A 26,540-nucleotide genomic window follows, 5' to 3' on the forward strand; every position below is an offset into this window, starting at 1 on the left:
TAAACCAAACCCAATGCCATGATTTAATGCACTGAAAATCATTGTATTAAAAAAAAACGACCATTGACTAGTCGTTCGTTTTTGATACAAGTGATGTGCGATTTTGAAATAATGTCCAGCTCAACCTTCTCGTCTGGAGAGGATAGGGTGAGGCGCTATTCCGACCGCAAACTCTTTACCGGGTTGGTCAAAGCCGCTTTTGAACATTGTGCTGTTATCAATATAAATGCGGTGATCAAAATAAAGAAACAGACAAAAAAATACGGTGCGGGAGTTTGATGAATTTTATAGGCATAGTTTTCCAGCCACTTTGCAACAATCAGGTAGGCCAGGGGCCAGGCAATAATGTTAGCAATAATAATTAATGCACTATATTCCTTTAGAAACAAGGTAATGATGTTTTTCACATCCGCGCCAAGTACCTTGCGAACTGCGATCTCCTTTGCACGTTTGGTAAGCGTAAAGGCGATAACACCGAAAATGCCTGTGAAGACAATCAAAAGGTTTAATACTGTGGCAACGTCAGCCGCGTTTTTCAACTGGAGCTCAGACTGATACATCGCCTGAAACTTATCATCCATAAAAGAGTATTCGAAACCGGCATCAGGAAATAACTGCTTGCATTTTTCCTGTATCGCATTAATGGTTTGCGGGAGATAGGTTGTATTTAATTTGATGGAAAAGTAGCGATAGGCCCCGGTATAAGGTTCGTTCAGGTCGGAAACTATTAAAGGCTTTACTTTGCTTTGAAGCGATTCGAAATTAAAATCCTTTACCACACCGGCAACGGTTCGCACCAGCCCGTTTGGACCACCCATCTTTACAATTTTGCCTAAAGCCGTTGTCCATCCCAGGGCTTTTACCGCCGCTTCGTTTATAACAACTTTGCCGCGTTCGTTACTGTTATTGTTAAATTGAAGAAATACCCCCTCCGTAGTTTGAAGGCCGAATACCTTTGCAAAATCAGCGTCGACGCTGATCATTGCCATGTTTACAATTCCATCATTGTTGTTTTGAGAATATACACTGATATTGCCACTGCTGCTGCCGTCTGGAATGTCATAGGATAACGTAGCACTTTTTACGCCACGTACCTGCAATAACTGCGTTTTAAAATTTTCCATTTTGACAATGCCCACAGAGTCCCACTGCCTGGGTAATGACGACACTACCATTACTTGGTCCTTATTAAAGCCAAGGTCCTTATTGAAGAAATAAGATACCTGCCTGGAGACGTTGAGGGCGCTGATGAAAACTATGATGGTAAGGCTGAACTGAACAACCAGCAATGCTTTACGGAGTATTAACCCACCTTTATGCACATCCTGTTTCCCTTTTACAGCCATAACTACATTTGATGAACTCAGCACGAAAGCAGGATAAATACCCGCAATAAAACCGACGAGAGCTATCAAAATCGCAATAAAAAGGAATTTATCCATCCCAAATTGCCAGAAATGATCGGGCGTGGTATTAAGTATCTGACTAAATACCGGCAAACAAGCCTCATACAAGCCAAAGGATAGCATAGCGGCTACCAGGGTGAGCGTCATTGCCTCGATAATGTGTTGCGCAATAAGCTGGTGTTTGGCTCCGCCAAATACTTTACGCAATCCGATCTCCTTTAGCCGGTGTACCGACGTGCCGACACTGATGTTTATAAAATTGAAGATGGCTAGCAATAAAATAAAAGCTGCCACTAATGATAATGTAGTGAGCATCTTTTGCACGGCGCCATTATTGTCTTTTAAATGATAATTCCTCATGGCCGCTAATTCTACCTTTAAGTTGCCTTTTACAAAAGCGGGCTGATATTTTTCGAGTGTATTTGCAAAAGGTTTTTCAAGGTCTGCCGCAGTAACCCCATTTTTTAGCTGAAGCATACCCACCATGTAAACATTCGACCAATTATCGCCTTTATCACCTCCCTGGAAATATTGATTAGCATCCATCGGCAGGTACACCTGGTACGGTGTATTGGTAAAGTTGCTTACGCTGTTGAACGGAAGCTTTTTTAATACGGCCGTTATCACAAAATGGTGCTTGTTACCGTCGGCTGGTGTTTGGATTGTGATCACGCGGTCGATGACGTCTGCTTTGCCAAAAAATCTCAGCGCGAAATCTTCAGTTACAACCGCCGATTGTTTATTTCGAAAGGCTTGATTTGGATTGCCATACAATAATGGAAACCCAAACATAGATACTAATGTAGTGTCGCCTACAGATATTTGTGTTCGAAAATGTTTATCGCCAACAGAAACAATGTTGACAACTGGATCGAAACGGTAATAATTTTTAACCAGGCCGGGATATTCATCCCGCATCGTTTTTGCCAGCGGCCCCAGCGTGGTAATAGGCAAGCCGGAGTTTTCCTGTTTCCATTTGCTTTTTATCACATACTGGCTGTCTATATTATTTATGCTCGAATTTACACGCTCCTCGTTTAGTATATATACACCTATCAATAATGAAAAGGTAATCCCTAAGGCCAGGCAAAAGATATTGATGATTGAAAACCCTTTGTTGTTCCACAAATTACGCCACGCGATCTTTAAATAATTTTTCAGCATAAAAAAGCACAGCATTTAAAGTGCTAATATACAAGCGCAAAGCGTAAATAGCGCGAACAAAATGTTAAATTAATAACAGTTATTCCGACCGCAAACTCTTCACCGGGTTAGCCAGCGCCGCCTTGATGCTTTGGTAGCTTACCGTAAACAAGGTGATCAGCATAGCGCCTAAAGCTGTTACGACAAATATCCACCAGGAGACACCGGTATGATATTCGTAATTTTGAAGCCAGTTGTGCATTAGGTAGTACGCGAGGGGTGATGCGATGATCAAAGAAATGACCACCAGCACGGCAAAGTCCTTCGACAATAATTGCCATAGGTTGAACACTGAGGCGCCAAGTACTTTCCTTACGCCGATCTCTTTGATGCGTTGCTCGGCCATGAAAGACGCCATGCCAAATAACCCAAGGCAACTGATAAAAATGGCCAGGCTGGCAAAGGCAGTAGCAAGTTTGCCAACACGTTCTTCGTTACCGAACTTTTTGGCGTACTCCTGGTCGACGAAATGATATTCAAAAGGTTGTTCGGGGTTATAAGTTTTGAATACAAAAGCGACCTTGTCGACAGCTTCGCCGGCACCCGCTTTTGGGCTGATCTTTAGCAATACATAACTGCCCGGGTCTTTTGATAAAAAATAAATTACCGGGCGCGCCTGCTCATAAGGTGAGCCAATGATAATATCTTTGGTAACACCAACTATCTTATATTGCTTATCATAGTAGGTGATATAAGTTTCGGTGGGCTTATTCATTTTCATAAAATCGGCGGCCGCCTGGTTGATGATCACAGCCGCAGAATCGGAGAGGAAAGTTCTTGAAAAATCACGGCCCGAGCTAAATTCCCAGCCGATGGTTTTACCATAATCATACGAAATATTGTTTTGCTGAAAATCGGTGCTCAGGTTGGGGTCTTTGCCCGGCCATTCGACAGCACTGGTGCTGCCCGCCCCCGATGTTGGCGGCGAACCTGCTTCGGCTACATTCGTTACCATACCTGTCCTGAGAAGGGCATCTTTAACAACATCAAAATGTTTATGTATCTGGTCGGTCATCATCGGCACGGCCACCAGGCCATCGCGACTGTACCCTACCGGGCGGTCTTTTGCATATTGTATCTGTTTGAAAACAACGATCGTCCCGATAATCAGTACCACCGAAACGGTAAACTGCAGCACCACAAGCACCTTGCGCGGCACTGAGGCCAGGCGCCCTACACGGAACGAGCCTTTCAATACTTTTACCGGTTTAAATGATGACAGGTAAAACGCCGGGTAGCTCCCGGTAATAATGCCCGTAAAAAAGCTAAAGCCTATGCCTGCTATCCAGAACCCCGCATTTTCCCATGGAATGGTCATTTGCTTGCCCGCCACCTGGTTAAAAAATGAAAGGCTTAATTGTACAAAAATCAACGAGACTGCAAAAGCGATCAATACACAAAGCAGCGATTCGCCAAAGAACTGGTAAACCAACTGGGCGCGCAGCGAACCGATGGCCTTGCGGATACCAACTTCGCGTGCGCGCTTTTCGGACCGGGCGGTGCTCAGGTTCATAAAATTGATACAGGCCAGCAGCAGTACAAACACACCAATGATGCCAAATAACCACACATATTGTATCCTTCCGCCCGTGTTTTTCCCGTCTTTAAATTCATCGTACAAATGCCATTTACTCATAGGTTGCAGGAACAATGCGGGTTTCTTTTTGGCCAGGAATGCGCTTACGTGGCGCAATTTTTCATCCTTTATCTTTAACGATACCTTATCCAGGTCGGCGTTATCGGCCAGTTGAACGTAAAGAGAAACGAAGTTCGGCCGCCAGGGCTCTTTCATTTGGCTGAGCTGGTTATCCGAAGCAAAACGATCCCACGAACCTATGAAAGCCATATCGGCAAGCGTAGCGTTTTTTGGCAGATCCTCGTAAACGCCGGCCACTTTCAGGTTATCCGAGTTGTTCAGCTTCAATACTTTAAGCATCGGGTCGTTATTACCGAAAAAAGCTTTGGCCGTTGACGCCGAAATTAATATAGACGATGGGTCCTTCAATGCATTGCGGCTGCCTTTAAGCATCTTTAGCGTGAACATTTCCGGTCCGCCGGTTTCCATAAACACCCCCTGTTCGCTCAGCTTCTTATCTCCCAGCGCCAGCATATTTCCGCCTACGCCTGTCGACATTACTACCTGCTTAAAATCGCTCCCATAGTTTTTGCGCAGTTCGGCCGCCAGCGGGTAAGGTACCTGCCACCAGGTTTGTACTTCGCCGTTGTTGGTTACGTTTTGGATGACCTGTGCAATGCGGTCGTGATTTTTATGGTAACGGTCGAAAGTCACTTCATCCCATATCCAAAAACTGATGAGCATCACTACAGTCATACCCACAGCCAGCCCGCCGATATTAATTAAAGACGAGGCTTTGTTTTTGATGATGTTGCGCCAGGCAACTTTTAAATAATTCTTTATCATGATGTTTAGTTCAATGGTTCATTGGGCTGCTAACTGCGAACTTAAAACTGCAAACTGCCTACTCCGACCTAAGGCTCTTCACCGGGTTAGCAAATGCCGCTTTAATAGCCTGGAAGCTAATTGTACTCAAGGCTATCAAAAACGCTATCAGCCCGGCAATGCCAAATACCCACCAGCTGATATCGATCCGATACGCAAAATCCTGCAGCCAGTGGTGCATAACCAGCCACGATACCGGCGCGGCTATTACAAAGGATATGATAACCAGCAACAGGAAATCCTTAGATAAAATGAATACCACATTTTGTGTGGAGGCACCGAGTACTTTGCGGATACCTACCTCCTTTGTACGCTGTAAAATATTGTACGCGGATAACCCAACCAGGCCAAAGCAGGCTATCAATATGGCCAGGAACGCGAACAGGGTAAACATCTGCCCGAAACGCTGATCGCTTTGGTATTGCGTGTTGAAATCGTCGTCAAGGAAGTAGTAGTTGAACGGATCGTTGGGGAAATAGCGGCTCCATATCCCTTTTATGCCGGCTATGGTACCCTGCAGATCGGAAGTTTGCAATTTTAGCGAATAAGCCTGGCTGGAATTTAAACGCAGGGTGATGATTTGCGGGTCGATAGGCTTTTGAAGCCCCAGGTGGTGAAAACTCTGAACCACACCTATTACGGTAAGCGTATCGCCTGCTGAGATCTTTTTGCCGATAGCATCATTTGGATCTTTGAACCCCATTTGAGCAAGCGCCCTGTCGTTTAGTATAGCGGCATGTTCATCGGTTTTAAAGTCTTTCGAAAAATTGCGCCCGGCCAGTAATTTCAATTGAAATTGTGGTATAAAATCATAATCGACGCCTAAGCGGTAAAGTGTGGCGGCGCCAAGCTCGGCGTGCGACAGGCTTTTAAAACCACTTGTCCAGTATATTTCCTTTCCCATCACGCTGGTAGAGATGGTCATCCCCTTAACACCGGAGTTTTTAAGGACTTCGTTTTTAAAAGGCTGTAACGTGCTCCAGTAAATAGAGTCGGCTACGGTTTGCGCTCCATCCAGCACCAGCGTTTGGCTGATGTTAACGCCCAGCTTTTGGTTGCGCATAAAATTAACCTGCTGATAAACGATGATGGTACCTGCGATAAGCACCACAGATATGCCGAACTGAACGATGATCAATCCCTTGCGCAGTACCAGTCCACCCGAAGTATTTTTGAACGCCCCTTTCAGTACCGCCACAGGTTTGTAATCTGACAATATAAAAGCAGGATACAACCCCGAAAGCAAGGTGCCTGAAATAAATATGCCGGAAAAAATAAGCCAGTATTTGGCCGACATGGAGAAACCAGTCGATACATCTTTTCCCATCAGGGTATTAAACCAGGGGGTGAGTATAGCAACGGCTACCCCGGCCAGGATAATAGCGATTATGTTCAACAGGGCGTTTTCCAGCATAAATTGCTTTACCAGGGTAGCTTTGGCAGCGCCCAGCACTTTACGTACACCCACCTCTTTTGCACGTTCGACCGAACGGGCGGTAGACAGGTTGATATAATTTATCCAGGCAATGGCCATGATGATAAACCCGATAAGGAACATAAAATTGACCGCGCCGCCGTTTCCGTTCACTTCAGCTTCCTGGTTATAATTTGAGTTGAGATAAATATCACTTAGCGGAATGATATATAACTGATCAGTTATATTATTGGCTTTGCGGTTTTTCTTGCTATTGATATATTTATCGGCAAAAGCCGGCATTTTAGCCTGGAATTTTTGCAGGTCGGTGCCGGGTTTTAATTGGATATAGTTGTAGAAATCGTACCAGCCAATGGCGGTATTAGCGGAATCCTCGTTATCCCCGCCCTTTTTCAATTGCTCACGAAATGTATCATACGAAACCAGGTAGTCGATGATCAGGTGTGAGTTTTTCGGATAATCCTTAAATACGCCGGTTATCTGTAAATTTTGAACCGGGTTTTGGTTGCGGGCGATAAGTGTTTTGCCGATAACATCATCCGTGCCAAAATACTTTTTGGCCATGCTTTCCGAGATGATCATCTTGCCGGGAGCATTCAAAGCAGACGAACGGTTGCCGCTTAATAGCTGTACGCCCAGCATATCTACTGACGAGGGATCAGCATAATAGCCTTTCTTCTCAGAGAATTTGACATTCTTTTCATCGTTGCTCAATAACAATTCATCATCTATCAGTCTGCAATATTGCTCAACCTCGGGATAGTCTTTTTTCATCAACGGACCGAAAGCAGGATAGGAAGTAGCTGATTGCCACATGATTTTTCCCTGTTTGAACTGGTCAAGTCGTATCCTGACGATCCGCGACGAATTTTTTTGGAACGAATCGTAGCTTCTTTCATAGGATACATACTGGAAAATGAGCAGGCAGCACGCTATGCCTATGGTAAGGCCGAGTATGTTGAGCGCCGTATAACCCTTCCTTTTTGTGAGGTTACGAAAGCTGATGTTGAGAAAGTTCTTTATCATGGTTGGTTCAATGGTTCGGCCCCCTCTAAATCTCCCCCTGCAGGGGAGACTTTTTGATTTCGGCATTATGATTTTTTTTATTTTCTATTCATGTTTAAAAGTCCTCCCAACAGGGGAGGATTTAGGAGGGCCTATTCTGATTTCAAACTCTTCACGGGGTTCACCAGGGCGGCCTTAATTGCCTGGAAACTTATAGTAGCCAGGGTGATAACTATTGCTCCCATAGCGGAGACAATAAATACGCCTGAACTTATTTTGATATGATACTCATATTTCATCAGCCAGTTTTGCAGGAAATAATAAGCGATGGGCGAGGCCACTACACAGCTGATTACCACCAGCATTACAAAATCTTTTGACAGTAATACCCATACCTGGCCCACGGTTGCGCCCAGCACTTTGCGGATACCTATCTCTTTGGTACGCTGCTCGGCTACATACGCGGCAAGACCAAACAGGCCAAGGCACGAGATGAATATAGCTAACGCAGCAAATATGCCGGCTAACTTGCCTATCAATACTTCGAGGTTGAATTTTTGGTTATAATCATCGTCCACAAAGCGATAGGTGTAGGGGAAAGCCGGGTTGTATTTATTAAATATGGCTGTAAGTTTGGTTACCGCATCATGTGTATTCTGGTTAGGCGCTAAGCGATAGATGAGGTTACCGCTGCCCCCCACATAAAATACAGTGGGATCTGCTGCGGCGAAGGGAGAGATCATTAAAGCATCCTTTACTACGCCAATTATTTTTATGGGTAGTTTGTCAAAAGTCAACGCCTGGTTCAACGGATCTTTTAATCGCAGCCGTTTTACTGCGGCCTCATTTATGATCACACTATTAGTATCTGCTTTGGAGTTTGGGAAAAAGTTTCTTCCCTCCTTCATCTGCATTCCGAGGGTTTTAAAGTAATCGTCTGATATCCCTACATATCCCATCTCCACCGTTTCTCCGGGATTTTTACCCGGCCAATAGGTGATATCGCCGTGCGAGTTTACTGCCGTTGCCGGTGTTGAAGCTGTGGTTACAGATTGTACCAGCCCGCTTCGTAATAATTCGTTTTTTAACGCGACGTAATTCCGGCCCAGGTCATCATTCATGTCTGTAGCCATCAAATTGTTGGTATTATAACCAGTAGGCCGGTCTTTGGCATATTGGATCTGGTTATAAATGATAACGGTGCTGATGATAAGGGCAATTGAACAACTGAACTGCACGATCACCAAGACCCTGCGGGATAATGAATTTGATTTTCCACCACTAATGGTACCTTTCAAAACCTTTACCGGGTTGAATGACGAAAGATAGAGCGCGGGTTTAGCGCCTGCCAGCAACCCAGTTATCAGTACACAGCCTGTCATAGCTAACCAGAAAACGACATTGCCGAAAGGAACGCTTATTGATGTACTTGCCAATAAATTAAACGCGGGCAAAGCCAGTTGCACAAACAGCAGGCAGAAGAAAAAAGAAATGACAGTAATAAGGGTCGATTCCGTAAGGAATTGGAAAATAAGATCTTTTCTCTGAGAGCCGATGGCTTTTCTCACACCTACTTCCTTCGCCCGCTTCTCTGACCGTGCGGTAGACAGGTTGACGAAGTTGATACCGGCGATCAATAAAACCAGCACACCTATCAGGCTGAATATGCGTACATAATCAATAAAACCGCTGTTGGCAACCCCATTTTTGTATTCGTTGTACAAATGCCAGTCTTTTAACGGCTGAATTATCACACTGGAGTTTTTTGCGTTGGTATTACGGGGCTCACCGTTTTTTTCAATGTCCCTTATTTTGGCCGCAACCTGTGCATAGGACGTCCCCGGTTTTAATTTAATAAATTGCTGAAACCCGTTATTGTCAAAACTCCCGGCGCGCGATCTTTTAACCCAATCCTGCGTTTGCTCCAGGTAGCTGAATGGTATCAGGTATTTAAATTGGAATGAGGAGTTAGGTGGCAAGTCTTTCAGTACCCCCGTCACTTTCAGATCGTGCTGATTATCCACACGCACGGTTTTGTCGACAGGGTTTTCATCACCAAACAATGCCTTTGCTGTAGATTGGGTAAGCACAATGGAGTAAGCATCGTGTAACGCTGTATTGGCATTGCCGTCGACCAACGGGTATTGGAACATTTTCAGGAAATCTCCGCCGATCTGGGCGCCATCCATGTAAAACTTCTTATTACCCACCATCAATCCATGTGAGCCCATCCAGTCGGATTCCGCAACATACTCGATCTCGGGGATGCTGTTTCGCAAAGCGTCCGCCAGTTTTAACGATGTGGTGCTGAAAGTTAGCGTTTCACCATTACTGTTAAAATTCCGCCTCACCTGGTACAATTGCTCATAATTGGGCAAAGCCTTGTCAAACGAATATTGATATTCCACCCACAACGCGATGATGAGCGCAACGGCCATGCCTGCCGCCAAACCCAGGATATTGAGCGCGCTGTAGATCTTATTGCTTAAGATATTACGCCAGGCGATTTTTAAATAGTTACGTATCATAATGGGTACTCTAAATGCTAATTTCTAAATTTGCTGCCTAATCTATAGCCTCCAGGCTCTGATCACTCAGATTTAAGGCTCTTCACCGGGTTCATCAGTGCCGCTTTAACGGACTGAAAACTTACAGTGATCAATGCGATCAGTATAGAGGCCACACCCGCCAAAGCGAATATCCACCAGCTGACCGGCACTTTATAGGCAAAATCCTGCAGCCACTTACTCATACCCCACCAGGCAATAGGAGAGGCTATAACAATGGCCAAAAACACCAGCTTCACAAAATCCATGGATAGCATTGTTGTGATTCCGCGAACACTTGCACCTAATACTTTGCGTATGCCGATCTCCTTGCTCCGCTGCTCGGCCATAAAGGCTGATAAAGCGAACAGGCCCAGGCAGGCGATAATGATAGCCAATACCGCAAAACTGGTGAATATGCTGCCGGTACGCTGCACGTCGGCGTACATATTGGCGAACTGCTCATCCAAAAATGTGTAACGTATAGGCTGATCGGGTGAATATTTTTTCCAAAGCGAAGTGATATTCGCCAGCGTATTTTTCATATCCGATCCGCCAACTTTTACGGATACTATGGATGGACTGAGCCCGAAATTGAGCACAATGGGGCCGATATGATCGTGCATCGATTCAAAATTAAAATCTTTCACAACGCCTATAACGGTGAACTTTCCATAGCCATTGGTAATGTGCGCTCCTACAGCTTTTTTAAGGTTGAGTTTTTTGGCCAGCGTCTGGTTGATGATAACCGAACCCTGCGTGTCAGCAGCCATTTGGTAGGAAAAATTTCTGCCTTCCACCAGTTTAATGCCCATTGTTTTCAGGTAAGTGTCGTCTATCTGCCAAAATTGGCCGCTAACCCCGGCATCCAGTTTCGTCCGCCCTTCGTTATAAAAAGTATTGCCATTGCGTTTGGTGCCGGAAATGGGCAGGTAATCGCTTATCGAAACACTTTTTACAGAAGAGATCTTCGACAATTCGTTCTTGAAACTTTTTACATTATTATCGCCAAGGGTATTGGTGCCCTGTATCACAACAACCTGGTCTCTGTCAAACCCAACCTCCCTATTAAGGATATAGTGCGTTTGATTATAAATAACAATGGTGCTGATAATGAGGATAATGGATGCGCTGAACTGGAAGACCACCAGCGAGTTACGCAGAATGGAACTTTTGCTGCCCGAGCTGATGGAGCCTTTGAGAACTTGTACCGGTGTAAAGCCGGACAGGTAAAAAGCAGGGTATAAGCCGGCAACAATTCCAACGATAGTCGCAGCGCCCAGCATTACCGGGATAAACCACCAATTACTCCACGGCATGATGAGCGATTTGGAAGCCAGCGTATTAAAATACGGCAATAACAACCATGCTATAGCTATACCAAGCAGGAATGAAATAATGCTGTAAATAAATGATTCGGTAAGGAATTGGTTGATCAGGCTGCTGCGGTATGATCCTACAACTTTTCGCAGACCTACTTCTTTAGCACGGTTGGCCGATTTTGCCGTTGAAAGGTTGACGAAATTGATACAGGCTATCACGAGGATAAAACCAGCGATGGCTCCGAACAGCCAAACAAAACGGATATCGCCATGGGGCGTATCATCATAAATATCGTATGATTTTAAATTAATGTCTTTAATATTTTGAAGGTGAAGGCTAAATTTTGCTGCTTCTTTTTCGGCGTCTTTCATGCCTGAGCCGACCATAGCCGGAAGAAAGTAATTTTTGATAAGGTTGGCGGTCATCTTTCTTTCGAATTGAGCAACATTGGTGCCCGGGCGCAGCAGGATATAATCAGGGTAATTGCTGGCATTCCAGTTGGTTTGTTCACCCTGGTAAAATTCGACACCCTTTAATGTCAGCAGGAAATCGAATTTACGCAGATGCGAGGTTTCCGGAATATTTTCCATTACGCCGCCAACGGTGTACGGATGCGCTTTGTCATTATTCAGGTACATCACTTTGCCAATCGGGTTTTCCCCGGGGAAGTATTTTTCTGCCTTTCGTTTCGATATTACCAATGTATAAGGCTTCTTCAAGGCATCCTCACGCTTGCCGTAAGCCATGGGCAGTTTTAGTATATCCAGCATTTCCTGGTCGGCGTAAGTGAAGCCCTGTTCGTAAGTATTCTGGGTTTTGTCAGCACGCCTTATTTCGTTACTTCCTGCTTTGTCGAATAATGAGTTTGGCATCAGCCTGCCAGATGCTTCTACCTCCGGAAAATCAGATTTCAGCACTTTTCCCATCGGCGCAGGCCAGTCGGTTCCCTTTTCTGTTTTGTCGTCGCCGTTATAATAGCCTACTACGCGGTAAATGCGATCGGCATCGGGGTACGAACGGTCGAAACTTGTCTCATTCCTAATGTATAAGGCAATCAGTATACAGGCAGCAATACCAAGGGCAAAGCCGCCAATCTTCACCGCCGCATACATTTTTTGCTTGCGCAATTGCCTTATGGCAATTTTTAAATAGTTTCTTAACATGATTTTACATTTTGTTCATCAGTTCAATGATTCGTTTTCAACAGTTCATTAATTGGTTTCCGATACCCTATTCACTAATTAACTGATCTCCGGTTACTCGGAACGCAAACTCTTCACCGGGTTAGCGGTGGCGGCCTTGATACTTTGGTAACTTACTGTTAGCAATGTGATGATCATCGCACCGGCAGCGGTAGCTATAAATATCCACCACGACAGGTCGGCATGGTATTTATACCGTAACAGCCAGCCCGACATAAAATGGTGTGCTATTGGCGTGGCTATCACCAGCGATATGAAAACCAGTACAATAAATTCTTTTGACATCAATCCCCATAAATTGGTAACAGATGCGCCCAAAACTTTTCTTACCCCTATCTCCTTGACGCGTTGCTCGGCCATGAATGACGCCATGCCGAAAAGGCCCATACAACTGATAAAGATGGCCAGGAAGGTAAAGAACCCTGCAAGCTTGCCGGTACGTTCCTCGTCAGCAAATTTTTTGGCATAAGTTGTATCTGTAAACTCGTAAGTGAACGGGCTTCCCGGATCGTATTGTTTATATATCGCTTCTATTTTACTGAGCGCTTCGCTTGTGCCCATGTGCGGATTCAGCCGGATATTTGTAATGCCCTGGTCGCCGTTTAACTCGCTGAATACAGTCGGTGTAACCGGTTCGTAAGGCGAGGTCATCACCATGTCTTTTACCACGCCGATGATGTGAAATTGTCTGTACCATTTGATAGGTCTTCCGATGGGAGAGCCCTTTAACCCCATAAATTTTATCGCGGCTTCGTTTACGATAAGCGCCGACGAGTCACTCAAAAACTCTTTCGAGAAGTCACGGCCTTCTTTGATCTGCCAGTTGATGGTTTTGCCAAAATCGGGTGAAACGTGCACCACGTTAAAATCAGGCTGCAAGCCCGGCGGCATACCCTCCCATGAAAAACCGCTCTGATCAGACCAGATATCGGTAACAGGACTGCCTGATTCAGCGACAGCAGATACAGCGCCTGATTTTAGCAAGTCATACTTTACTGCTTCAAAATGGTTGTGTATGTCAGGCGTTTGCTGGTATGCCTGTATCATGCCTTCGCGACTATAACCTACCGGGCGATTCTTGGTGTATTGCACCTGAGTGAAGACAACCACCGTGCCTATAATTAAAGTGGCCGAAACAGTAAACTGCAGCACCACCAGTATTTTGCGCGGCAAGGAAGCTAAACGCCCGGCGCGGAAAGTTCCTTTCAGAACCTTAACGGGTTGGAAGGACGACAGGTAAAATGCCGGGTAACTACCTGCAATTATACCTGTAAATACGGTGAAAACTATCCCGATGATCCAGAACGCCGGGCTCGACCAGGGTATGCTCATTTGTTTACCCGCGACCTGGTTGAACCACGAAAGGGCCAGCTGTACCAATATTACAGAGAATACGAAAGCGAAAACCGATACTAACAACGACTCACTGAAAAATTGGGTGATAAGCTGCTGGCGCAATGAACCCAGTGTTTTGCGGATACCAACTTCTTTGGCACGCTTTTCTGACCGGGCAGTGCTAAGGTTCATGAAATTGATACAGGCCAGCAGTAATACAAATACACCGATGATACCAAACATCCAGACAAATTCGATATTACCACCCACGATCACGCCGTTTTTAAATTCCGAATACAGGTGCCACTTATTCATCGGGTGTAAAAACAACGATGGTTTAAAACTCAAACTGAGTTTGTCATTCACTAAGGTAAGGGCGTTTAATTTTAAGTTTTTGATACGGGCCGACACCTGGTCGATATTGGCATTTGGGTTTAACTGTGCATATATTTGCCACGAGTTATTGCCCCACTCATTGAGGTTTCCCTTCGTCCAGGGATTGTTAATCAGGTAATAATTCCATGGAAGCATGAACGCCATATCGTTAAACGAGGTGTTTCGCGGAAAATCTTCATATACGCCTGTAACTTTTACTATATTTTTATTGTCAACCTTAATTACCTGGTTCATCGGATCAGCATCCCCAAAAAGCGCTTTGGCCAGTTTCGCCGAAAGCAATATGGACGATTCGTCCTTCAGGCCTGCACGGGTGCCTTTCAGCATTTTCAGGGTGAACATTTCCGGCGCTTCGGGTTGAATACAGTTACCGCTTTGGTTCAGCTTTTTGTCCTTATAGGCAAGAATATGTCCTTGTGTCCAGGTGGATATCACCACATATTTAAAATCTTTTGACGGGCCGGTATATTCATCCCGTAACTTTGGCGCCAATGGCAGTGGTATGGAGCCCTGTGTACCCCGCTCGCCATTGAAGGTTTGGTGTTGCATTACGCGTACCAGGTGGTCGTAGTTCTGGAAATATTTATCGTAGGATAATTCGTCCCATATCCAAAGGCCGATGAGAATTGCTACCGCCATACCAACCGACAGCCCGGTAACATTAATAAACGTATGCGCCTTGTTCTTTAACAAGTTTCTCCAGGCGATCTTTAAATAGTTTTTAATCATGGTTGTTAGTCATTAAGTCATTGGTTATTAGGTAACTGATGGCATAATTAATTGACTAATCGCCGGTTAACCAGTCACCAGTTAACTATTATCAGGAAGAAGACAGGCTTTAAGGCATAACAATATCATGCCGATATTGCAATGTTTTGATATACAGCGATTTGATTTGATCTACGAAGCGGTAGCATTGTTCGTATCCGAACGAAAAGTGTACGGTTTTGTTACAGTAGCGTGCAGCCTATTATGGAAATAGTGACCGGTTTATCTGCGGGAACAGCCTGAACGCATTTTTATAGTGCACTTTTTTCAATACTTCATCCGGCAGCCCCAGGCCATGCATTACCGACAAAAAAGATTACTACTTTAGCAATATTATAAACCGATCTTAACCTGGTTATGGGAAAATATTTACTGGTCTGGTTGATAGCAGCCGCTTGTCTTTCTGCAAACGCCCAGCAAAAATTTAGAGTAATAGGTTATTTGCGTACAAACAATATCCTTGCGGGTCAGGCCGCGCAGGTTGATTACAGTAAGGTAACGCATATCAACATCGCCTTTATTAATCCCGATTCGGCGGGGAATTTCGCTTCAATGCCGGGACTAAAAGCTTTTGCCGATAAAATGCACGGCCTGCATATCAAAGTATTGGCTTCCATTGGCGGCGGCCTGGCACCGGCGTATTATACCTCGTTACTGGCAGATGGTAACCGCCAGGCGCTTGTGCAGAAACTGGCGCAATTATCGGAGATCTATAACCTGGATGGTATTGATGTGGACCTGGAAGGGGAGCGGGTGGATGCCAATTATGAAAACTTTATCACCACGCTTTCTGCAGTGCTAAAACCTAAGGGGAAATTGCTGACGGCGGCTGTGGCAACCGTTTATAAAGAGCGGTATACTGACAAGGCTTTAGCGCAGTTCGACTTTATCAGTATCATGTCGTACGATAAAACCGGGCCGTGGCGACCCGAAAAGCCGGGACCGCATGCACCTTACGAAATGGCGGTTGAGGATATGAATTATTGGGCCGGTGAAAAAGGTATAGCCAATGGGAAACTGAATCTTGGTTTGCCATTTTACGGGTATGGCTTCGGGCCGGGTGCGCCGGGCGATATGTCGTTCGGGAAGATAGTAAGCACGTACAGTGGCGCTGAAGATAAAGACGAATGGGCATTTCCCGAAGGCGGCACCCTTTATTACAACGGCATCCCGACCATCAAAAACAAAACAACCCTTGCACTGCAGCAGGCAGGCGGCGTGATGATATGGCAGTTACTGGGCGATGCACAAGGCAAATATTCGCTGCTGAATGCCGTTGCCGAGGTTGTCAGCCAAAAAAAATGATCATCGTTTAGCCAGGGCTTTGATATCAGGCACTTCTAATATTTGTTTTTCGTAACCGTAGATCGAGGCGTTGATCATAGCCTGGCCAAGTTCCCCCAGCGTACTTACCTTGTTGGGGAATATCAGCTTTAGTAATGGATACATCCAGGTGATGTATTTATAAAACTTGTTGGTGTTGCGCAAGCCAGGCGTGGGGTGCATATACCCCGGCCGAAAATTGTAGACTTGTTTGAAAGGCAGCCTGGCCAGGTCGTTCTCGGTCTTTCCTTTCACTCTTGCCCACATACTGCTGCCTTTTTCGGTGCTGTCGGTACTTGCGCCGGATATGTATTCAAAAGTCATATCCGGGTTAAGGCGCGCAAGCGTTTCTGCAAAATTGAGAGTCAGCGTGTAGGTCAGCTTGTAATATTCCGGTTCTTTCATTCCTACGGACGATACCCCCAGGCAAAAGTAACAGGCATCATAACCTTTCAGTTGCTCTTCAATGACAGTTATGTCAAAAAAATCAGTGTGAACGATCTCTTTCAGCTTTGGGTGGGTAGCGCCAAACGGTTTCCGGTTCACGATGAGTACTTCATCTATCAATGTGTGTTGCAGGCATTCGTGCACCACGCCTTCGCCCACCATACCGGTAGCGCCTGTAATTATTACCTTCAGTCTCTTTTCGGGCATTATATATTTTTGTCTTTTAGTTCCTGCAGCATTACAATTATCTTATCCAATTTATCCACCTCGATAGTGTTTAATCGTTTTTGCAATTCCTCGATTTCTTCTTTAGCCTCGCAATTCGTTTGATAATCTGCGGCCGCCTGCACCCGGTCGCGGTCGTTCTGCCGGTTTTGCGCCATCATAATGATGGGAGCGGCATAAGCAGCCTGGGTGGAAAAAACCAAATTTAATAAGATGAACGGATATGTGTCCCAATGATATTTCCATGCAATGGTGTTCAGTACCATCCATACTGCAACGATAATGGTTTGCCAGACAATGAACCGCCACGACCCCATGCCCGTGGCCACCCAGTCGGCCAGGCGTTGCCCAAAAGTCATTGAATCCTCTTGTTGCTCGTGCCAGGTTTTGTTCCCCAATGTCCTTTGCAGCCAGTTTTTTTGTTCGCCCATAAAGTTTAAATTGTTAAGTGATTAAATATAGCCAATTACTAAATGATAAAACAGTCCGTGTGATTTCTAATGTCTTTTTAATGCGAGGCGACGTGCTTTGAGCGTAAGCTATAAATTGCGTAATTGTACTTTGGACAATTAAAAATAAGCTTATATTTATCGGAACCAATTTGACTTTTTATGAGCTCCCGAAGAGATTTTTTGCAGAAGTCCGCCCTGCTTACCGGCGGCACTGTGCTGGCATCGGCATTAGACAGCCGCGCTTTCGCTATTTTCAAAAACCGGATAATGCCTTCGGACCAATTAAATATCGGTGCTATCGGTGTTAATGGAATGGGTTGGGCCGATACGACTTCGGCCATGAAGATCCCCGGTGTAAACCTGGTGGCGATATGCGATGTGGATAAGAACGTGATGGATGCCCGTATGAAGGACCTGGCGAAGATGAATTATGATACTTCGAAAGTAAGGCGTTACGATGATTACCGAACCCTGCTTGACCAGAAGGATATTGATGCAGTAATTATCGGTACGCCCGACCACTGGCATGCGATGATCATGATGCATGCCTGTGAGGCCGGGAAGGATGTTTACGTAGAAAAGCCGGTCGGCAATTCCATTGGCGAATGCCGTGCCATGGTAGCCGCACAACAGCGATACAATAAAGTAGTACAGGCCGGGCAATGGCAGCGCAGCCAGCAGCATTTTAAGGATGCCGTTGATTTTGTACAAAGCGGACAACTAGGCAATATCCGCACCGTAAAAGTTTGGTGTTACCAGGGATGGATGAAGCCCGGCCCCGTAGTTGCCGATGGCGCACCGCCGGCGGGGGTAAATTATGCAGCCTGGCTCGGCCCTGCTAAAACAGTGCCTTTCAATTCAAGCCGCTTTCATTTTAATTTTCGCTGGTTTTGGGATTATGCGGGCGGTTTAATGACCGATTGGGGTGTGCATTTGCTGGATTATGGATTATTGGGCATGAAATCGCCGGTTCCAAAGTCAGTATCAGCTTTAGGAGGGCGCTTTGCCTATCCTGATCTTTACGAGGAAACACCTGATACCCTGACCACCTTGTATGAATTTGATGGCTTTAACATGGTTTGGGATTCGGCTATGGGGATCGATAACGGGTCGTACAACCGCGATCACGGTATCGCATACATCGGCAATAATGGCACGCTTATTTTAAATCGTGGCGGATGGGAAGTGATAGAGGAAAGGCAAAGCAAAAGCAAAGTGAGCAAGCCATTTGTGGCGCAGTCGGATAACGGGCTGGACAAACATTGGGAAAATTTTGTGAGTGTTGTTAAATCGCGCAAACTGGAGGATTTGCATTGTCCTATACAGGCTGGTGCACATGTAGCTACCGTGGCCCAGATGGGCAACATTGCTTACCGCAGCGGCAAAAAACTGGAATGGAACGACGCCGAACATCAGTTTACCGATCATGCCATTAACAAGGAATACCTGATGAAAGAGTACCACAATGGCTATAAACTGCCAAAAGTTTAAGCTTAGCGGGCTTTTATTAGGGCTTGTTTTTTGTAAAAATGATAATAAGAACGCCAATTCGTTGGCGTTTTTTATTGAAGTCGATTTTTAGACGCCGCTTATTTGTAATTCTTTAAAAACACAATGCGTTTTCAGTCCGTGTTGTTTATATTTGATTATCGATTAGCTGCCCTTTGCTAACAGTTATAAACCAACAAATACTTTAAAGATCAGGAAAATATTTGGTGCGGGCTTCGGCCCCCATTCCTGGTTATAGTTCAAAATTTCTGTTTGCCGACAAAGCTTTCTTAAACTATTTGCAGGATTTCCTTATTTTTGAAAAACATCACCTGTAATTCGGAAAGCCCAATATGATAAAACAGCTACCCCTCGTTATATCGTTATTATTTTTTTCTGCTGTTGCCTTTTGCCAATCAGATTCGGACAGTACACGGCGTATCCCTGCGGACACAACGGCAAAAAGGTTGGTGGTTGACAGCCTGTCGAAACTCCCTGCCGTGGACACCATGGCAAAAACTGCTGCGAAAGATACAAAGGCTGACAGCACAATTGCATTGCATACCATTGACAGCACAGCAAAGCAAGTTTCGCGGAAGCCATTCTCAACCCGCAAGGTAAAGCGTGGCCGCACCGACAGCGTTGCAAAGGCCCTGCCGGGAAAGAATATCAAGGCTTATACAGCGGCCCAGCCCACAATACATTCGACAGTAAAAACCCTAAGCGACGAGCGCTATACCATGCTGATGAAAGGAGAGGACTTTGATAACATGGCGCTTGCAGGTGTATTGAATCATTATCCATTGCCCGACGAAGCGCTTAAATACAAAATACAACTGGGTTTGAATCCGGGGCAGCTGAGTAAACTGAAGGAGATATCGGCGGCACTGCACCGAAAACGTATTGAAATGGGTGAGAATATCGTCAAAAATGAAAAAATGCTGGATACTATCTTTCAAAGCAAGCAGGCAGTTGATGGCACGGTGATATTTTATACCAACCGGTATGGTTTATATATGGGCGAGATCAGGAATGCCGTTTTGCAGGCTTGTCTGAAAACAAGAGATGTATTGAGCGAAGCGCAGATCACTAAACTGGAGAGCCTGGAAACGCCGGTTAAGTAAATGAAAAGCTTGAAAACGGGCAAACCGATCAACTTTTCAAACTTAATCAATCTAATCCAACTTAAGTTGTTTAACTTTGCAACCCGTTACAAAGCATATGAAGATCACTTTTGATTTTGAAAAGCCTTTGGCCGATCTGCAAGCGCAGATAGATAAGGTGCAGCAGGTTGAAGAAAAGACCAAGGTAGATATGTCTGCAACTATTAATGAGTTGCAGGAAAAATTCGAAACTACCAAAACCCAGATATATTCCAATTTAACCGGCTGGCAGCGGGTTCAAATATCCCGCCACCCGGAAAGGCCTTATACCCTGCAATACCTTGAGCTGATGTGTGATGATTTTATCGAATTGCATGGCGACCGGACGGTAGGCGACGATAAGGCGATAATTGGTGGCTTTGGGTCGATAAACGGCGAGACCGCCATGTTTATCGGTCATCAGAAGGGGCGCAATACCAAAGACAGGCAATACCGCAACTTCGGTATGGCCAACCCCGAAGGCTACCGCAAAGCACTGCGCCTGATGAAGCTTGCCGAGAAATTCAATAAACCTGTTATTACCCTGATAGATACACCCGGAGCATTCCCCGGCCTTGAAGCGGAAGAACGTGGCCAGGGCGAAGCTATAGCCCGTAATTTGCTCGAAATGTCGGTGCTGCGTGTGCCGGTTATTTGCGTGATCATTGGTGAAGGCGCATCGGGTGGTGCATTGGGGCTGGCAATAGGCGATAAGGTATTTATGCTTGAAAATTCCTGGTATTCAGTTATCTCGCCCGAGAATTGTTCTACCATCCTTTGGAAAACCTGGGAAAATAAAGAAAAAGCAGCCGAGGTGTTGAAGCTAAGTTCGCCGGAAATGCTGAAAAATAAGCTCATCGACGGTGTTATAAAAGAGCCGATGGGCGGTGCGCACCAAGATCCTGTAGCTATGGCTACCATCCTGAAAAAGCACCTGATCAAAGATCTGAAAGAACTGAAAGCCAAAGATGCTGACCAGTTGGTAGCCGAAAGGATAGATAAATTCTGTTCGATGGGGGTTGTTGTTGAAGGATAAATAAGACGTATGTTGCTCATTTTTAAGGCTTAAATGTCTACCTGGCGCTTTTTTAAAAATAGCTTTTGAACTTAAAAATTTCGTCCTATATTTGCACACTGTTTTAAAAGGCATCTTTTAAACAGAGATTGCCCGATAGTATAAAGGTAGTACGACGGTTTTTGGTACCGTTTGTCTAGGTTCGAATCCTGGTCGGGCAACATTTGAAGATTTCGGATTTCGAATTTTTGGTTTCGGATTTTTAAACCGGGCAAAAATAGAATCCGAATTGTTTTTTTTAAGAAGCTTTATATTGATAAATTCGAAATCGAACATCCGAAATCCGAAATAAAAAAACGATGCCAGTACAATTTAACCCAATCAAATTATTTGCCGGTTCGGCCACCACTGAACTTGCAGACAAAATTGCCAAGGCTTATGGCAGGGAATTGGGTGAAGTTGACGTATCACGTTTCAGCGACGGCGAGTTTCAGCCGCATTTTAACGAAACGGTACGCGGTTGCGATGTGTTTTTGATACAATCAACCTGTCCGCCTACAGATAACCTGATGGAATTGCTGATGATGATCGATGCCGCGCGACGCGCATCGGCGCATTATGTAACGGCTGTTATCCCGTATTATGGGCTGGCACGCCAGGACAGGAAAGACAGGCCGCGTGTGGCTATAGGGTCGAAGCTGGTTGCCAATTTACTGGTAGCAGCAGGTATCAACCGCATTATGACGATGGACCTGCACGCAGCGCAGATACAAGGCTTTTTCGATATTCCGGTTGACCATTTGGATGCGTCCATCATATTTGTACCGTATATCAAAAGCCTGGCGCTTGAAAGCCTGACCATCGCTTCGCCGGATATGGGCGGTTCGTACAGGGCTCGCAGTTTTGCCAAGTTCTTTAATGCCGAGGTGGTGATATGCGACAAACGCCGTAAACGCGCCAACGAGATAGAATCGATGACGCTGATAGGTGATGTTACCGACCAGGACATTGTGCTGATAGATGATATTTGTGATACCGCCGGCACGCTGGCCAAAGCAGCCGGACTGATCATGGAGCGCGGAGCACGCAGCGTAAGAGCGGTTTGTACGCACCCTGTTTTATCGGGTAAGGCTTACGAAACGATAGAAAACTCGGTGCTTACAGAATTGATCGTAACGGATACCATTCCGCTGAAGCACGAAAGCAAGAAGATAAAAGTATTGTCGACGGCTGAATTGTTCGCCAAAGCGATATTGAATGTAAACGAACATGGCTCGATAAGCCAGCTGTTTAAAGTAGATTAACAACAAACCATGGAATTAACCATGGGCTATATAATAAACAAATAAAAAACAATGAAATCAATTGCTATTAGCGGTTCTCCAAGAGAGAACGTAGGGAAACGCGACGCTAAGGAACTGCGCTACCAGGGTTTGGTGCCTGCAGTACTTTACGGTGGGACAACCCAAACCCACTTTGCAGTGTCCGCAGCTGATTTGAAGCCGGTAATTTATACCCCGGTCGTTCATTTCATCGATATTACCGTTGCCGGTAAAACAACACAGGCTATTGTGCAGGACATCCAGTTCCACCCGTTGACAGAGCAGATTTTGCATGTTGACTTTTTGCAGCTGGACGAAAAGAAACCTATTGCCATCGAGATCCCGATCCGTTTGACCGGAACTTCGCCAGGTGTTAAAATGGGTGGTAAATTAGTACAGAAACTCCGCAAACTGCGTATCAAAGCGTTACCAAAAGATCACCTGGATAACATCGATGTAAGCATCGAAGGGTTGGAAGTTGGTAAATCAGTACGTGTAAGCGACCTGAAAGTTGACAAGTTGGTTATTACCAATGCTAAAGAAGATACCATTGTATCGGTAACTACCTCGCGTGCATTGCGCCAGGCTGAGCAGGAAGCTGCTGCCGGCAAAAAATAAATTTTGGTAATTACACCAATTGATGAATAATTTCACCGATTGGATTTTGATTGCACTGATTTTAAATAGCGATAGGTTTTAAACCCATCGCTATTTTTGTATAATTGAACTTTCGTGATATAGTTAGCGGCAATATTATTGGCATTGACTATTGACCATTAACTACAACATGAAATATCTCATCGTCGGCTTAGGGAACATAGGGCAGGAGTATGCCGATACACGGCATAATATAGGCTTTATGGTATTGGATGAATTGGCCAAACAGGAAAACGTTGGGTTTTATAATATGCGCCTTGGCTATTATACCGAGGTGCCATATAAAGGGCGTACCCTTTGCCTGGTGAAACCGACCACCTATATGAACCTGAGCGGTAAGTCCCTAAATTATTGGATGCAGGAGCTGAAGGTGCCGATAGAAAATGTACTCGTGATAGTAGATGATATAGCATTGCCTTTAGGCACACTGCGCTTAAAACCCAAAGGAAGCGCAGCCGGTCACAATGGGTTAAAACATATCGAGCTTACCCTTGGCCATAACAACTACGCCCGCCTGCGCTTTGGTGTGAGCGATAATTTTCCGAAAGGCAGGCAGGTTGACTATGTGCTAAGCGGTTTTGATGACGATGAATTACCGGAATTACCTGCACTGATCGAACGCGCTATTAAAATGATCAAAAGCTTTGCGACTGTTGGCACTGAGTTGACTATGACACGATATAATAAATAACGTCCGCCTGTAGCCACAAAACATCATCCCCCTAACAGGGGGATTTTTGGAAGCGAATAGTTAAAATATGTTAAAATCAGCCTTTTAAGTGTTAAAAAGCCATTTTTAATTGTAACGTTTTGCGTCTCTGAGCGTCATTTTGCCTAAACCATCACACATGAGATTTCCTTTACTAGCGCTGCTTTTTTGCCTTTTCTCTAGCCTTGCTTTTTCACAGGCGCCGCCACCGACCGTGACCATACAGGGGAACGTCATCGACTCAGCTGCGAATAAGCCTATGGGTTTTGTAACGGTGGCACTGCAAAATGCAAAAACGCACGAGGGTATCCGCAGCGGTTTGAGTAAAGATAACGGGAGCTTTTCGCTGAACACCAATTCGACCCAGCCCCTGGAAATAGCTTTTGTTTTTGTGGGCTATAAAAGTAAAGTGATTCCGGTTACGGGTACAGGCACCAGTATTGATATGGGGAAGATCCTGTTAGCGCCGTCGTCCAGCCAGTTGCAGGAAGTGTCTGTTACGGCCGCCCGGCCCCTGATGAAGCAGGAAGTGGACCGTATTACTTACGATATACAAGCCGACCCGGATAGCAAGGCGCTATCGGTACTGGATATGATGCGTAAGGTGCCGCTTTTGTCGGTCGACGGCAATGATAATATTCAACTGAAAGGAAGTGGTAATTATAAAATATTGATCAATGGCAAGGAATCGGCTTTGGTAGCAAAGAATCCATCGGATGTGTTGAAATCGATGCCGGCTACCAATATCCAGAAGATCGAGGTGATCACAACGCCACCCGCGAAGTACGATGCTGAAGGGCTGTCGGGTATTATCAATATCATTACGAAACGCAATGCCGACCAGGGGTATAACATCGGATTGAACACCCGTTTCAATACCGTTTTTGGAGCTGGGTATAACCTGAACGGAACCTTAAAGCAGGGCAAATTCGGGATGTCGTTTTTTGGCGGCTTTGGCAGTGGCGGTAATACCACAACCACTTTTGATAACGAGGCAGGTATCTTTTCCACCAATACCAGAATATCACAGACGGGCACTAATAATCAAAAGGCACATTTCCATTATGGTGGTACGGAACTTAGTTTTGAAATTGATTCCCTCAACCTGGTAACAGCTTCTTTAAACTTGTTTGGTAATAACCAGGACCAGCGCAGCCTGCAATTTGCAAATACAAGCATGGATGACGTATTGACCCAATCCTATAATTTAAACAACACGGCAAACCTCAGGTTTACCGGGCTGGACATTGGGGTGAATTACCAGTTGGGTTTCAAAAGTTCGAAAGACAGGCTGCTTACGCTTTCGTATAAATACAGCTATTCGCCCAATAAGCAATTCAACGGTAATGTACTAAGCGACCGGTTCAGCTATCCCGAATCCCGCTTCCCGGATTACCAGCAATATAATGATGCAGGAGACAGGGACCACACGATACAGTTAGATTATGCCAGTCCTATCTCGAAGGCCCTTTCAATAGAGGCGGGAGCGAAAGCAATTCTACGTGATAACTACAGCAATTTTCATGTTGAGAACAGGGACTCGGTAACGCAGCAATACGCGACCGTTGATACCCTGACCAATGATTTTACCTATCACCAGGATATATTAAGCTTATATAATTCGTACCAGTTAAAGCTTGAAAAATGGGCCATAAAGGGTGGCTTGCGACTGGAGCACACCGCTATCAATGCCCATTTTACGTCTTCGGACGTTAGCACGGCACCAAGCTATAATAATTTGATACCTTCCATATCTATACAACGCAGCTTCAAAAGCAGTAGCATTAATTTTGGATTTACACAGCGCATATTACGTCCGGGCATATTTCAGCTAAATCCGTTTGTCGACAAATCAAATCCTACATTTATCAATTCGGGTAACCCGGCATTAAAGCCAGAGCTTGACAACACCTTCGACCTTACGTACAGCAATTTCAGCCATGGCGCTATCAACATCGACCTGAGCTATGCTTTCTCGAATAACTCGATACAAAATATATCGAGGCTGGACTCGGTACTCGTTAATGGCGAGCAGCGTAAAATAACGTATACCACTTTCGAGAACCTGGGGACTCATAAGACGTTAGGGTTAAATATCAATACCAACCTGAATATCACTAAAACATTTACCATGGGCCTTAATGGCCAGATAAACTACTTATGGCTGAGCGGCGAACTCAATGGAAAGGAATATACCAATACCGGGTTCACCGGTAATGCATTCGGTAATTTGAGGTATAAATTCGGCACCAGTGGCTTTGCGGTTTCGTTTAACGCCGGTTATTTCAGCGGTGGCGTGAACCTGCAGGGCCGGTCAAGCGATTTTATCTTTAACCAATACCTTGTTTCCAAAGAATTCTTCAACCGTAAGATGACCATTGTGCTGGTGGCCAACAACCCTTACAGCAAATTTAATACGTTCAGGACAACGGTAAATGCCGGTGATTTTTACCAGAACTTGTCCAGCCAGAACTACTACCGGTCGTTTGCGGTACGTTTCAATTTCAGGATAGGTAAGCTAAACAGCCAGATAAAACGTAACGAACACGGTATCCAGAACGACGACACCAAGGGGGGCGGCAATAACAGCGGCAATAATTCAGGCGGCGGCAGCAAGTAAATAAGGGGGGAAAATGGGTGCCAGGTAAAACGTCCGTTACAAAACTAATTAGTTAGTTAA

At 45.1% G+C, this 26,540-nt stretch carries 16 protein-coding genes and 1 tRNA gene; 9 read left to right on the forward strand and 8 right to left on the reverse strand.

Features of this window, described 5'->3' with window-relative positions:
• Positions 1-155: 155 nt before the first annotated feature.
• From VL525_RS12740 to VL525_RS12765, 6 genes are all read right to left on the reverse strand, one after another.
• Complete coding sequence (locus VL525_RS12740; protein ID WP_325387103.1) at positions 156-2,570, reverse strand: ABC transporter permease; 2,415 nt, start codon at positions 2,568-2,570, stop codon at positions 156-158.
• Positions 2,571-2,649: 79 nt separating this feature from the next.
• Positions 2,650-5,031, reverse strand: coding sequence for an ABC transporter permease (locus tag VL525_RS12745; RefSeq protein WP_325387105.1), 2,382 nt, complete (start codon positions 5,029-5,031; stop codon positions 2,650-2,652).
• Between the two features lie 58 nt (positions 5,032-5,089).
• Positions 5,090-7,531, reverse strand: a complete 2,442-nt coding sequence (locus tag VL525_RS12750; protein WP_325387107.1) for an ABC transporter permease — start codon at positions 7,529-7,531, stop codon at positions 5,090-5,092.
• Between the two features lie 131 nt (positions 7,532-7,662).
• On the reverse strand, positions 7,663-10,038 hold the full coding sequence (locus tag VL525_RS12755; protein ID WP_325387110.1) for an ABC transporter permease: 2,376 nt from the start codon (positions 10,036-10,038) through the stop codon (positions 7,663-7,665).
• Between the two features lie 62 nt (positions 10,039-10,100).
• Positions 10,101-12,542, reverse strand: coding sequence for an ABC transporter permease (locus VL525_RS12760; protein WP_325387112.1), 2,442 nt, complete (start codon positions 12,540-12,542; stop codon positions 10,101-10,103).
• 93 nt (positions 12,543-12,635) lie between these two features.
• Complete coding sequence (locus VL525_RS12765; protein ID WP_325387114.1) at positions 12,636-15,041, reverse strand: ABC transporter permease; 2,406 nt, start codon at positions 15,039-15,041, stop codon at positions 12,636-12,638.
• Between the two features lie 396 nt (positions 15,042-15,437).
• On the opposite strand from VL525_RS12765, the gene VL525_RS12770 reads away from it, so the two are divergent.
• Positions 15,438-16,385, forward strand: a complete 948-nt coding sequence (locus tag VL525_RS12770) for a glycosyl hydrolase family 18 protein (protein ID WP_325387118.1) — start codon at positions 15,438-15,440, stop codon at positions 16,383-16,385.
• Here VL525_RS12770 and VL525_RS12775 read toward each other — a convergent pair whose 3' ends face one another.
• Both VL525_RS12775 and VL525_RS12780 read right to left on the reverse strand, forming a co-directional pair.
• Entirely contained in the window at positions 16,386-17,057 is a 672-nt protein-coding gene (locus VL525_RS12775; protein WP_325387121.1) for an NAD-dependent epimerase/dehydratase family protein, read from the reverse strand.
• Positions 17,057-17,506, reverse strand: a complete 450-nt coding sequence (locus VL525_RS12780) for a DUF1003 domain-containing protein (RefSeq protein ID WP_325387123.1) — start codon at positions 17,504-17,506, stop codon at positions 17,057-17,059. The genes VL525_RS12775 and VL525_RS12780 overlap by 1 nt, the downstream gene beginning before the upstream one ends.
• A 180-nt stretch (positions 17,507-17,686) precedes the next feature.
• On the opposite strand from VL525_RS12780, the gene VL525_RS12785 reads away from it, so the two are divergent.
• The 8 genes from VL525_RS12785 (at position 17,687) to VL525_RS12820 (ending at position 26,480) form a co-directional block, all read left to right on the forward strand.
• Entirely contained in the window at positions 17,687-19,018 is a 1,332-nt protein-coding gene (locus tag VL525_RS12785) for a Gfo/Idh/MocA family oxidoreductase (RefSeq protein ID WP_325387125.1), read from the forward strand.
• Between the two features lie 350 nt (positions 19,019-19,368).
• Positions 19,369-20,139, forward strand: a complete 771-nt coding sequence (locus VL525_RS12790; protein ID WP_325387127.1) for a hypothetical protein — start codon at positions 19,369-19,371, stop codon at positions 20,137-20,139.
• Between the two features lie 97 nt (positions 20,140-20,236).
• Positions 20,237-21,193, forward strand: a complete 957-nt coding sequence (locus VL525_RS12795; RefSeq protein WP_325387128.1) for an acetyl-CoA carboxylase carboxyltransferase subunit alpha — start codon at positions 20,237-20,239, stop codon at positions 21,191-21,193.
• 129 nt (positions 21,194-21,322) lie between these two features.
• Positions 21,323-21,393: transfer RNA gene (locus tag VL525_RS12800), tRNA-Gln, on the forward strand.
• 138 nt (positions 21,394-21,531) lie between these two features.
• Complete coding sequence (locus VL525_RS12805; RefSeq protein ID WP_325387130.1) at positions 21,532-22,476, forward strand: ribose-phosphate pyrophosphokinase; 945 nt, start codon at positions 21,532-21,534, stop codon at positions 22,474-22,476.
• 51 nt (positions 22,477-22,527) lie between these two features.
• Entirely contained in the window at positions 22,528-23,112 is a 585-nt protein-coding gene (locus VL525_RS12810; protein WP_325387132.1) for a 50S ribosomal protein L25/general stress protein Ctc, read from the forward strand.
• 169 nt (positions 23,113-23,281) lie between these two features.
• A complete protein-coding gene (pth, locus tag VL525_RS12815) occupies positions 23,282-23,842 on the forward strand; it encodes an aminoacyl-tRNA hydrolase (RefSeq protein ID WP_325387134.1) in 561 nt (186 codons plus the stop codon).
• Positions 23,843-23,999: 157 nt separating this feature from the next.
• Positions 24,000-26,480 carry an outer membrane beta-barrel protein gene (locus VL525_RS12820; protein WP_325387136.1) on the forward strand — a complete coding sequence of 827 codons (2,481 nt, stop codon included), beginning with the start codon at positions 24,000-24,002 and terminating at the stop codon, positions 26,478-26,480.
• Positions 26,481-26,540 lie beyond the last annotated feature (60 nt).

This window comes from Mucilaginibacter sp. (assembly GCF_035492695.1).
In the GTDB taxonomy this organism is placed as follows: Bacteria; Bacteroidota; Bacteroidia; order Sphingobacteriales; family Sphingobacteriaceae; genus Mucilaginibacter.

Coding starts and splice junctions, on each gene's coding strand:
- VL525_RS12740 (WP_325387103.1), bottom strand. CDS start 2,570: ATGCTGAAAAATTATTTAAAGATCGCGTGGCGTAATTTGTGGAACAAC.
- VL525_RS12745 (WP_325387105.1), bottom strand. CDS start 5,031: ATGATAAAGAATTATTTAAAAGTTGCCTGGCGCAACATCATCAAAAAC.
- VL525_RS12750 (WP_325387107.1), bottom strand. CDS start 7,531: ATGATAAAGAACTTTCTCAACATCAGCTTTCGTAACCTCACAAAAAGG.
- VL525_RS12755 (WP_325387110.1), bottom strand. CDS start 10,038: ATGATACGTAACTATTTAAAAATCGCCTGGCGTAATATCTTAAGCAAT.
- VL525_RS12760 (WP_325387112.1), bottom strand. CDS start 12,542: ATGTTAAGAAACTATTTAAAAATTGCCATAAGGCAATTGCGCAAGCAA.
- VL525_RS12765 (WP_325387114.1), bottom strand. CDS start 15,041: ATGATTAAAAACTATTTAAAGATCGCCTGGAGAAACTTGTTAAAGAAC.
- VL525_RS12770 (WP_325387118.1), top strand. CDS start 15,438: ATGGGAAAATATTTACTGGTCTGGTTGATAGCAGCCGCTTGTCTTTCT.
- VL525_RS12775 (WP_325387121.1), bottom strand. CDS start 17,057: ATGCCCGAAAAGAGACTGAAGGTAATAATTACAGGCGCTACCGGTATG.
- VL525_RS12780 (WP_325387123.1), bottom strand. CDS start 17,506: ATGGGCGAACAAAAAAACTGGCTGCAAAGGACATTGGGGAACAAAACC.
- VL525_RS12785 (WP_325387125.1), top strand. CDS start 17,687: ATGAGCTCCCGAAGAGATTTTTTGCAGAAGTCCGCCCTGCTTACCGGC.
- VL525_RS12790 (WP_325387127.1), top strand. CDS start 19,369: ATGATAAAACAGCTACCCCTCGTTATATCGTTATTATTTTTTTCTGCT.
- VL525_RS12795 (WP_325387128.1), top strand. CDS start 20,237: ATGAAGATCACTTTTGATTTTGAAAAGCCTTTGGCCGATCTGCAAGCG.
- VL525_RS12805 (WP_325387130.1), top strand. CDS start 21,532: ATGCCAGTACAATTTAACCCAATCAAATTATTTGCCGGTTCGGCCACC.
- VL525_RS12810 (WP_325387132.1), top strand. CDS start 22,528: ATGAAATCAATTGCTATTAGCGGTTCTCCAAGAGAGAACGTAGGGAAA.
- pth (WP_325387134.1), top strand. CDS start 23,282: ATGAAATATCTCATCGTCGGCTTAGGGAACATAGGGCAGGAGTATGCC.
- VL525_RS12820 (WP_325387136.1), top strand. CDS start 24,000: ATGAGATTTCCTTTACTAGCGCTGCTTTTTTGCCTTTTCTCTAGCCTT.